Annotated in this window: 9 protein-coding genes; 7 read left to right on the top strand and 2 right to left on the bottom strand. The window is 43.8% G+C overall.

The features are described 5' to 3' along the window. Positions 1-25: 25 nt before the first annotated feature. Complete coding sequence (gene hppD, locus ACP69U_RS01515; RefSeq protein ID WP_426137602.1) at positions 26-1126, bottom strand: 4-hydroxyphenylpyruvate dioxygenase; 1101 nt, start codon at positions 1124-1126, stop codon at positions 26-28. A gap of 145 nt (positions 1127-1271) precedes the next feature. On the opposite strand from hppD, the gene ACP69U_RS01520 reads away from it, so the two are divergent. The 5 genes from ACP69U_RS01520 to ACP69U_RS01540 all read left to right on the top strand — a co-directional run bounded on the left by ACP69U_RS01520 (position 1272) and on the right by ACP69U_RS01540 (position 7006). Continuing rightward, on the top strand, positions 1272-2201 hold the full coding sequence (locus ACP69U_RS01520) for a LysR family transcriptional regulator (protein ID WP_426137603.1): 930 nt from the start codon (positions 1272-1274) through the stop codon (positions 2199-2201). A gap of 165 nt (positions 2202-2366) precedes the next feature. Beyond that, positions 2367-3563 (top strand): aromatic amino acid transaminase, encoded by a 1197-nt coding sequence (locus tag ACP69U_RS01525; protein WP_426137604.1) that lies wholly within the window; start codon positions 2367-2369, stop codon positions 3561-3563. Between the two features lie 253 nt (positions 3564-3816). After that, complete coding sequence (gene fahA, locus ACP69U_RS01530) at positions 3817-5118, top strand: fumarylacetoacetase (RefSeq protein ID WP_426137605.1); 1302 nt, start codon at positions 3817-3819, stop codon at positions 5116-5118. A 113-nt stretch (positions 5119-5231) separates the two neighbouring features. After that, positions 5232-5807 (top strand): VOC family protein, encoded by a 576-nt coding sequence (locus ACP69U_RS01535; protein WP_055124084.1) that lies wholly within the window; start codon positions 5232-5234, stop codon positions 5805-5807. A gap of 146 nt (positions 5808-5953) precedes the next feature. Next, positions 5954-7006, top strand: coding sequence for a TRAP transporter substrate-binding protein (locus ACP69U_RS01540; protein WP_372860856.1), 1053 nt, complete (start codon positions 5954-5956; stop codon positions 7004-7006). 86 nt (positions 7007-7092) lie between these two features. Here ACP69U_RS01540 and ACP69U_RS01545 read toward each other — a convergent pair whose 3' ends face one another. Beyond that, a complete protein-coding gene (locus ACP69U_RS01545) occupies positions 7093-7980 on the bottom strand; it encodes an IclR family transcriptional regulator (protein WP_426137606.1) in 888 nt (295 codons plus the stop codon). A 142-nt stretch (positions 7981-8122) separates the two neighbouring features. On the opposite strand from ACP69U_RS01545, the gene maiA reads away from it, so the two are divergent. After that, complete coding sequence (gene maiA, locus ACP69U_RS01550; RefSeq protein WP_426137682.1) at positions 8123-8770, top strand: maleylacetoacetate isomerase; 648 nt, start codon at positions 8123-8125, stop codon at positions 8768-8770. Positions 8771-9139: 369 nt separating this feature from the next. After that, complete coding sequence (locus ACP69U_RS01555; RefSeq protein ID WP_426137607.1) at positions 9140-10321, top strand: acyl-CoA dehydrogenase family protein; 1182 nt, start codon at positions 9140-9142, stop codon at positions 10319-10321. Positions 10322-10410 lie beyond the last annotated feature (89 nt).

Raw genomic sequence — 10410 nt, forward strand, 5'->3', positions numbered from 1 at the left:
GATTTTTCCCTAAAGGTAGGGGCGCTTACGGTGTTTCAGTTTCTGGCTGACCAACCGTGCCACGACGGACTTGATCGCGCTCGATGGATTCAAATAGGGCTTTGAAATTACCTTCGCCAAAGCCATCTTCGTAATCACCTTTACGCTGGATAAACTCGAAGAAGACCGGGCTACCTAAGATAGTTTCAGAGAAAATTTGTAGCAGCAGACGCGGTGTGCCGCCTTCAGTGGTGCCATCTAACAAGATACCGCGCATCTGTAGCTCAGAGACATTTTCGCCATGATTGGGTAGACGCTCACTCAGCATTTCATAGTAAGTCGCGGTTGGAGCGGTCATGAGCGGGATACCCTCTGCTTTTAATTTATCGATGCTGGCAAACAAATCATCGCTGGCTAAAGCAATATGCTGAATACCTTCACCGTTGAAATGCATCAAGTATTCTTCAATTTGACCGCCGCCCTGCTTTGACTCTTCGTTCAATGGAATACGGATTTTGCCATCAGGCGCTGTCATGGCTTTACTGGTCAAACCCGTATATTCACCTTTGATGTCAAAAAAGCGGATTTCGCGGAAGTTAAAGATGCGCTCATAAAAGTTTGCCCAATAAGCCATACGACCACGGTAAACGTTATGGGTTAAATGGTCGATGACTTTAAAACCATGCCCGACAGGACGACGGTCTACATCAGCAAAAAATTCGAAATCAACGTCATAAATAGACTCACCATCTTTATAACGATCAATAAGATAAATCAGTGAGCCACCGATACCTTTGATAGCAGGCAAGCGCAGCTCCATCACACCAGTTGGTACGTCTACTGGCTGTGCGCCATTTTCAACCGCTAACTCATAAGCTTTTTTGGCATCTCGAACGCGAAAGCCTAGGCTACAAGCGCCAGCACCATGCTCTTCAACGAAATAGCTGGCTTGGCTTTTTGGTTCACGATTTAGAATAAGATTGATGTCACCTTGACGGTACAGCGCAACATCCTTTGAGCGATGGTTGGCCACATGTGCAAAGCCAAGCTGTTTAAACAATGCGTCAACCGCGTCCGGTTGAGGTGAGGCGAATTCAACAAAATCAAACCCATTCAGGCTCATTGGGTTGTCAAATAAATCTGCCATTGTAATCATCCTTAATTTCAATTGGTGGTAAAAATGCGATAAAAAATGTCTTCAATCAATAATTCTTATTGACGATGTATTTATATTAGATTAGGTTTATTTATAAGACTAATTGTTTTTTATGATTTATTTATCAGGTTTACTTATGAATATCAGCATTCGCCAATTAACCGCTTTCATTCAAGTCGCTGACAATGGCAGTTTTACCCGTGCCAGCGATCAGATGCATTTGACCCAATCTGCCGTTAGCGGCTTGATTAAGGAGCTAGAGTCCAGCCTCGGTATCGTGCTGTTCGACCGTACTACCCGCCAGCTGTCGTTGTCGGTAGTAGGACGGCATTTATTGCCGCAAGCACGGCGTATCTTGAATGAGATGCAGCTGTTTGAAAATGAGGCAAGCAGCTTAACGAGCTTGGCGCAAGGTCAAGTCCGACTCGCTGTTTCGCAGTTTGCAGCCTCCTCTATGCCAGCGGTCATCGCCCAGTTTTCCAAACAACACCCCGAGATTAGCGTGTCGTTATTAGATTGTTCGGCAGAAAACTTACTCAGACATATTCAGGACATTGAAGTAGACTTGGGTGTCGGTACTGAGCTTGGTTTTATGGAGGCTGAGGACGACATCAATGCTGATTTGTTATATCAGCTGCCATTTTGTGTGGTGATGCCTGACAACCATGCGCTGGCACAAAAGCATGAAATAACGTGGCAGGATTTATTAGACATTCCGCTCATCACGCTGCAAGGCCCTTTCATTGAACAAGTGACAGCCGAATTGGACGACCAGATCGCCAGTCATATTCAACAGGCGCGTTACAAGGTCAATTTTATGTCCACCGCGCTTGAGATGACCCGTCAAGGCTTCGGCATTACCTTATGTTTGCCCTACATGCCCGAAGTCATCGACTGGGTTAGCGCCAATGGCTTACAAATGAGGCCGCTGGCACAACCCGTTAAAATGCGGCAGTTTTTTATCTATCAGCGTTCTTCTCGTGCGTTATCGCCTGCTACCATTGCTTTCAAAGACTTCTTGCAGAGCTATTTTTCCAGTCATTTTAATGACTTACAGCATACTTAAGTATCGCTGATACAGACATCATCGGTGCTTAAAAAGCCTTGAAACACAATGGCTTTAACCAACTATTTTATTAATTATGCAAGATAATTGAATCTCATATTGAGTTAACCGTCAATTTGCTCTATGATTTTTGGCGGCTTGATTTATATTTCATAAGGAAACAACATGTTTGAACGTATCGACTATTACGCTGGTGATCCAATTTTAGGGCTGATGGAAAAATATACAGCAGATAACAATCCTAAAAAGGTCAATTTAGGCATTGGTATTTATTATGATGAAAATGGTGTATTGCCTGTACTTGACTGTGTAAAAACAGCCGAAGAACGCATTGCCGATCCTATTGCGCCGCGTCCATATCTGCCGATGGCAGGCTTACCAGGACATCGTAAAGGCTGTCAGGAATTACTGTTCGGTAAAGACGCACAGATTTTAAAAGATGGTTTGGTCGCCACTATCGCTACGATTGGCGGTTCTGGCGCGTTAAAAGTCGGCGCTGAGTTCATCCATGAATGGTTCCCACGATCTAAATGCTATGTGAGTGATCCAACATGGGGCAACCACATTGCTATTTTTGAAGGCTCTGATGTCGAAGTGGGTAAATACCCGTACTACGACAAAGCCAACAGCAGCATCAAGTTCGATGAAATGATTGCGTTTTTTGAGACGTTGAACAAAAATGATGTAATCTTGCTGCATCCTTGTTGCCACAATCCAACAGGTCTAGATTTGACCCGTGAGCAATGGGATACCGTGCTGAACGTCATTCAAGCGCGCGAACTGATTCCATTTATGGATATTGCCTACCAAGGCTTTGGCGAAGACATGGACAGCGATGCTTATGCGATTCGTAAAGCTGTCGATATGGGCTTGCCATTGTTTGTCAGCAACTCATTCTCTAAAAACTTATCGCTATATGGCGAGCGTGTCGGCGGTCTATCAGTTGTTTGTCCAACGGTTGACGAGACAGAGCGCGTCTTCGGTCAGCTAAATGCTACCGTACGCCGTATTTACTCAAGCCCGCCATCACATGGTGGTCGTGTGGTCGATATCGTTATGAACGACGAAGCACTGCACAAGCAATGGGTTGGCGAAGTTTATGCGATGCGCGACCGTATCAAAGCCATGCGCTTAAAGCTAAAATCAGTGTTAGAAGCCAAAATCCCGAACCGCAACTTTGACTATATTACCCGTCAAAACGGCATGTTTAGCTTTACTGGTCTAACGCCTGAACAAGTCGAACGCTTACAAAGCGAGTTTGGCATTTACATGGTTTCCAACTCACGTATGTGTGTGGCTGGACTGAACACCAGCAACATCGACTATGTTGCCAATGCCATGGCAGACGTCTTGAAAGACTGAGTGAGCACGCATTAAAACGGTGCGGTAGTCAGTAATAGCGATTCACAAAAAGGTTGAGCGAGTGCTCAGCCTTTTTTTATGTCCTGCGTTTTTCCTATTTGTTTTACCAAAGAACATCAACGTTCCTAGTATCACGTCTATTTTAAGAAAACACTGCACAAAAACCCTTGCAATCTCCACTTTGATAAATTACATTATGCGTAAGTAGTTAATTATAACGTAATTCATTATATGCTTTAGCAAGGAGCAACCTATGTCAACGATTGACAACACCCTCACATCCTTTATCGATATCGCCGCCAATTCTGACTTCTCCATTCATAACCTACCTTATGGTATTTTTAGTGATGCCAAAGACGCTGCTAGTAATAGCAAGCGCCGCGCTGGTGTGGCTATCGGTGAGTACGTGTTGGATTTGGCTGTGCTCGAAGCAGAAGGTTTACTGAGCTTAGAGGGCGGTCCATATTTTGATCAAGCAACGCTAAATGCTTTTATTGACTCAGGTCGAGACAATTGGACGCAGGCACGCTCAACCATCCAAACCCTACTATCTAGTGCTAGCGACACCTTGCGTGATAATCAAGACTTGCAGAAAAAAGCGCTATTTAATCAAGCAGACGTCACCATGCATCTGCCTGTTCACGTCCCAGGTTTTACTGACTTCTATTCGTCTAAAGAGCACGCTACCAACGTCGGCACTATGTTCCGTGATCCAAACAACGCCCTGCTCCCTAACTGGACTGAAATGCCAGTCGGCTATAACGGACGCGCCAGCACCGTCATCGTCAGTGGCACTGATGTGATACGCCCCTCTGGTCAATTAAAGCCAAATGCTGACGCCCGCCCTATTTTCTCAGCCTGTAAGCGTTTAGATTTTGAACTTGAGACTGCTTTTGTGGTTGGTAAAGGTAATAGCATTGGTCAACCGATTGCAGTAGACAATGCCTTTGAGCATATTTTTGGCATGGTCTTGCTCAACGACTGGTCAGCCCGTGACATTCAAAAATGGGAATATGTGCCTTTAGGTCCATTTAATGCCAAAACCTTTGCTTCTGAAGTCTCGCCTTGGATTGTGACTATGGATGCGTTGGCACCTTTTAAAACAGCATGCCCGATTCAAGAGCCAAAACCATTGGCATATCTAAACGAAAAAGACAGCAATAATAGCTATGACATCCATCTATCAGTTGAGTTATTGCCTGAAAACTCAGATAGCGCCACTGTGGTTTGTGAGACCAACTTCAAACATATGTATTGGTCAATGGCGCAGCAGCTCACCCACCACACCATCACTGGCTGTAAAGTGGAAGTTGGCGATATGATGGGCTCAGGGACGATTTCAGGACCAACGCCAGATTCTTATGGCTCAATGCTAGAGATTGCTTGGAATGCGACCAAACCTGTCACTTTAAAAGGCGGCGAGACCCGCAGTTTTATTGAAGATGGTGACACAGTAATCATGAAAGGCTATAGCGAAAAAGACGGCATTCGTGTCGGGTTTGGTGAAGTACGCGGCAAAGTACTGCCCGCGCTTAACTTTGATTTTGACAAATAGTCTAGAAAAAATGTGAGCACAGTGGTTTTGAGCTGCCAAGCAACCATCGACCTATAGTCAATCGGTACTGGCAGCCTATTACTCACTGCATTCCCTATCAAAAGGAGTTTGATATGAGCTTTAAAATTGAAAAAATCCATCATGTGGCCTATCGCTGCAAAGACGCTAAAGAAACCGTTGAATGGTATCAAAAATACCTAAACATGGATTTCATCCTTGCATTCGCTGAAGACCACGTGCCTTCGACCAAAGCCTTTGATCCTTATATGCATGTTTTTTTAGACGCAGGTAATGGCAACGTATTGGCGTTTTTTGAAGTGCCCAATCAGCCTGAAATGGGTTTTGATCCGAATACCCCGAATTGGGTGCAACACTTAGCCATGAAGGTAAAAGACCGTGATGCCTTAATGGCAGCAAAAAAGCATTTAGAAGAAAATGGTATTGATGTGGTCGGCGTGACCAATCACGGTATCTTCCATTCTATCTATTTCTTTGATCCTAACGGCCATCGTATGGAACTCACCTACGATGATATTACCTCAGAAGAAAAAGTCTCGATGATTACTGAAGCCATGAAGTATGAGATGTTAGAAGAATGGTCACGTACCAAACGCGCACCAGCTCATACCCAGTTTTTACATGCAGAAGAACTGGCTGAAGCAAGAGAAGTCGCGCCTGTCGGTGAGTAATTGACCTGTTATTGTGTTCGTTATCTCTTTTTATATGACTAATTAGGGCGTGCCGTCATTTTAAGACCATTAAATGTATCAATATACTAATTGATGACACGCCCTAGGTAGCGAACAATATCCAACCATCATGAAAGGATTCAATGATGAAAATAAAAACCCCTTTAGGAATACTCTTAGCGACTTCGATCGCGATGACTGGTTGCTCTAATAACGACCCAGCAGTAAACGCTGATGTAGATACAGGCGATGTGACTACTCTAAGATTCTCACACTTTATGACTGCCAATGACAACATAAACACCGAAGCATTGCAGCCATGGGCAAAGAAAATTGAAGAAGAATCAAAAGGCCGCTTAAAGATTGAGATCTACCCTTCTGCTACTCTTAGCAAACCGGGTGCTACCTATGATGCTACCGCGAAAGGTATTGTTGATATTGGTATGCAAGCGCAAGGATATACAGCAGGGCGATTTCCTTTAACTCAAATTGTAGAGCTGCCAGGTATCACAAATACTGCACAGCAGCAGAGCTGCATACTTCATAAACTGTATGATGATGGTGTCATTAAAAATGAGTACGAAGATACTCACCTGCTCGCGCTGATAGGCACTGGACAAGGTGCGCTGCATACCGTAGATAAGCCTATTCGCACGCCAGCTGATATGAAAGGTTTGCGTATTCGCCAACCTTCTGCCGTTGCGAGTCATATTATCGAAGCGACTGGCGCGGCGCCCGTTGGCATGCCTGCCAGTGATACTTATACTTCCCTTCAACGCGGTGTCATTGACGGACTCAGCTTTACTTGGCAGCCCATTCAAGCATTTCGTCTTGATGATTTAATCAATACGCACACCAATATTCCTTTTTATAACTCTACTTTTGTTATCAGTATGAATAAAGAGAAATACGACAATTTGCCCGATGATCTCAAGAAAGTAATTGATGACAATTCAGGAGCGGAGATGGCAGCACGTGTCTCCAAAGTATTTGACGTCAGTAATGCCAAAGCAATGGCTGCCGCTAAAGAAAAAGGCGATATCATGATCGATATTCCTGACCCACTCAATGACCCAGACTGGAAAGGTCCATTAATGGAAGGCTCACAGCACTATCTAGATGAAGTCAATGCCACTGGTCTAGACGCTGACAACGTGTACGAAAAAGCAAAAGCTGCCAGTAGCGCCTGTATGGTCTAAAGGTTGAATATCATTTAATGATATTCAACCTTTACGCGATAGTCGGTCAATTTACATGATCAAAACTTATATAGTAAAAAAACCAGCTACGCAATTTGATAACGCTGCGCGATTGCTAGAATTTTCTCAACCACGTTGTGTTGCTCACTCATGGGCAATTGCTGTGTCGTTCCAATGATAGTGATAGCGTATTCTAGTGGTAGTCCTTTGCTAGCAGTTTTGCCACTAATAGCAGATAGATTAACAGCGCTATTAGCAAGCTGCGGCAATATGACAGGAATCGTAATGGCATTAATCCCCATCAGCATATCACCCGTGACTGTCGCATAGCCTTGGTTACGAATCTTGGCTTGCAAGTGACTGAAATTCTGCCATTTTTCTGTGATTATTGCTTCATTGTCTGTCTGCCATTCAGCTGTGACCAATGGCTGAATGACGGCATCTGGCTGATAACTGGCAAATAATTGCCCCGTCGCCGATGTCGTCAGCGGCATACGTGAACCGATACGAGTGATAATACTAATCGGGCTATCTGGTTCAACGGACTGAATAATAATAGGACCTTCGCTAAACCATTTGGCAATCTGAACACCGCAATTCAGGGTGTCTTTGATTTCATTAGCGATGTGCGTCAGCCGCTCTAAAATATTGTTTTGACTAAACCCAGAGTGCCCCAATGCTGCCAATGTGTTAATCCTATCGCCTAGCCCGTAGCGACCATCATCAAGCTTACGCGCATAGTTTTTACGTATGAGGCTGACCAAATAGCGGTGACACTTTGCTGGATGCATTTGCATCACTTGCGCAATATCTTTTAGCATCATCGGCTCGTTATGATCAATAAGAACGTCTAATACCGACAAGCCAATCTCCAGTGACTGGACGCCACTTTGACTTTTATTGGTTGTCACGGGATTGTCTAAAGGGTTTTCAGCTGCTGGCATGTTTTGCTCAATGAGTAATTTACTTGGCATATTAATCTAACATATTCATGAAAAACTGAAATAAAGAGGTAACGTCATAAGAGTTCTTTAATTATATAACATACATTTCGTATTATTAATTATAACTGCTTATCTCATTCACAACCTACCATAATAAAAGGAATTCACAATGATGACACTTTATGGCTACTTTCGCAGCAGCACCTCGTATCGTACTCGTATCGCGATGAATCTCAAAGGCTTAGATTATGACTATATTTCGGTCAATTTAGCAAAAGATGAGCAGTTAGCAGATGCCTTTAAATCACTCAACCCACAAGGATTGGTGCCTGTTTTACAGACCGATGATTTATTACTATATCAAAGCCCAGCCATTTTAGAATGGTTAGAAGAGGTTCATTCAGAAAACCCGCTATTGCCTAAAGACGCGGCTGGACGTATGCAAGTACGTGCCATTAGCGCTATGATTGGTTGTGATATTCATCCTATTAATAACCGCCGTATCTTACAATACCTACGCAATGAGCTGGCAGTAGACGAAGAAAAAGTCATGGCGTGGTGCAACCGTTGGATGAGTGAGGGCTTTGCGGCGTTAGAGAAAATACTAGCAAAAGACAAAAGCCGTGGAAAATTTTGCTACGGTGACAGCCCTACTTTTGCAGATTGCTATTTGATTCCTCAGGTCTCTTCGGCGCGACGTTTTAACGTGGATTTAAGTGCTTATCCCAATATCGTCGAAATTGACACGCATTGCCGTACGCTCAAAGCATTTGCCGACGCTGATCCTAGTATGCAGCCTGATGCACCCAAGTCTCAATAAATAATCAAACAGGGTGCTTTCAGTAAGGGTGTTTTACTATTAAATGACTAGAAAACTAAATGATTAGAGAATTAAATAACAAAACGCCCTTATAATTTCTGGGCTCATGGCTCAGACAAAGCAATCAAAGCGAATGACTGCCTGAAAACAGGCAAAGCATTGATACTCTTAAGCCAAATATAGTATGCAATATTTCATCGAATCATCATCTCTACTTTTCATCTCAATATAATATTTAATATATGCAAATTATTGGTTGTATAGCAGTCAACTGTTGGCTATTCTTGGTATAGGCGTTGTTATATCTCAAATTTAGAATTAATTTTAGATAGACATACTGTTTTACTCATTAAACTAAGGTTGGATATTATGAGTTATACACCTTTATCAAATAACAAAGACGCTCTACCATCCCATGCCGCTCAAGATATTTATGATTTAGCCCTATCGGCTAGAGAAGAAACAGAAACCTGTAGAAAAATTGCACCGACAGTGGTCAAAAAGCTGTCAGAGTTGTCGCTATTTAGGATGGGACTGCCAAAATCGTTGGGAGGATGGCAAGGCAACCCTGTGGAAACATTAAAAGTTTATGAGACGCTAGCCAGTGCTGAAGCCTCAGTTGCTTGGATCGTTTGGAACAACCATTTGGCCTGCACATTTGGACGGTTTTTAGACGAGCCTAGCATGAAGGAGATATACAGTGACCCCTCTCATGTCTATGCCAACTCAGCACGCCCTGAAGGGATTGCTAAACAAACCGCTGAAGGATATACGGTCTCAGGTCAATGGACATTAGTATCAGGTTGTGAATTGGCAGACTGGTTTGTGCTGCGCTGCTTGGTAATATCCGAAGGCTCGCCTACTACCCTTGGACCGGGTGCAAATTTAAAGCTGTTCTTTATTCCAAAAGAAGATGTGGAAGTGATTGATACTTGGCATGTTGGTGGACTAAATGGTACAGGCAGTCACGACGTCGTTATCAAAGACGCGTTTGTGCAGGAGCGTTATGCGGTCGATTTTGATAGCCCTGTCGCCATCGATAATGCGTATAGCCGCCTACCAATCGGCTGTATTAATGCCGCTGGCTGTGCAGCGATGGCACTGGGTGTCTTAAAAGCAGCGACAGATGAGTTAATCCAAATTTGCCTTGAGAAAGTAACGCCCGGTAAAAGCCCAGATTTGCGTGATCGTGCAGCAGTACAAGCGACTATCGCTAAAAGCAAAACACTATTAGCGTCTAGGCGCGCACAACTACACAATAGTGTCGAGATATTATGGAACGAAGCACAGCAACAGAATGCCTTTACCGATATACAGCTGGCTGATGTGTGGGCAGCAGCCTGTGAGGCAGCGAGAGAAGCCAGAGCCATGGTATCGGAGATTTATGCGGTCGCTGGTACGGTCTCGCTATATAAAAAACATAGAATAGAAAGAGCGCATCGAGACATTCATGCTATTTTACAACATGGTATCGTGCAGCCACATTGGATGGAGCAAGCTGGCATGGCTTATGTCGGATTGACCCCAAATGCAGCCATGTTCAGAGTATAGAGTTGCTTTTATAAAAATAAGTAAGCCCTCATAGAGTGAGGGCTTTTTATCGCTTGGCTATTGAGCCAAAGAAAAACAAATCATTGGTA

This window comes from Psychrobacter sp. TWR1-1-1 (assembly GCF_049895865.1).
Taxonomy (GTDB): Bacteria; Pseudomonadota; Gammaproteobacteria; order Pseudomonadales; family Moraxellaceae; genus Psychrobacter; species Psychrobacter immobilis_A.

Coding starts and splice junctions, on each gene's coding strand:
- hppD (WP_426137602.1), bottom strand. CDS start 1,126: ATGGCAGATTTATTTGACAACCCAATGAGCCTGAATGGGTTTGATTTT.
- ACP69U_RS01520 (WP_426137603.1), top strand. CDS start 1,272: ATGAATATCAGCATTCGCCAATTAACCGCTTTCATTCAAGTCGCTGAC.
- ACP69U_RS01525 (WP_426137604.1), top strand. CDS start 2,367: ATGTTTGAACGTATCGACTATTACGCTGGTGATCCAATTTTAGGGCTG.
- fahA (WP_426137605.1), top strand. CDS start 3,817: ATGTCAACGATTGACAACACCCTCACATCCTTTATCGATATCGCCGCC.
- ACP69U_RS01535 (WP_055124084.1), top strand. CDS start 5,232: ATGAGCTTTAAAATTGAAAAAATCCATCATGTGGCCTATCGCTGCAAA.
- ACP69U_RS01540 (WP_372860856.1), top strand. CDS start 5,954: ATGAAAATAAAAACCCCTTTAGGAATACTCTTAGCGACTTCGATCGCG.
- ACP69U_RS01545 (WP_426137606.1), bottom strand. CDS start 7,980: ATGCCAAGTAAATTACTCATTGAGCAAAACATGCCAGCAGCTGAAAAC.
- maiA (WP_426137682.1), top strand. CDS start 8,123: ATGACACTTTATGGCTACTTTCGCAGCAGCACCTCGTATCGTACTCGT.
- ACP69U_RS01555 (WP_426137607.1), top strand. CDS start 9,140: ATGAGTTATACACCTTTATCAAATAACAAAGACGCTCTACCATCCCAT.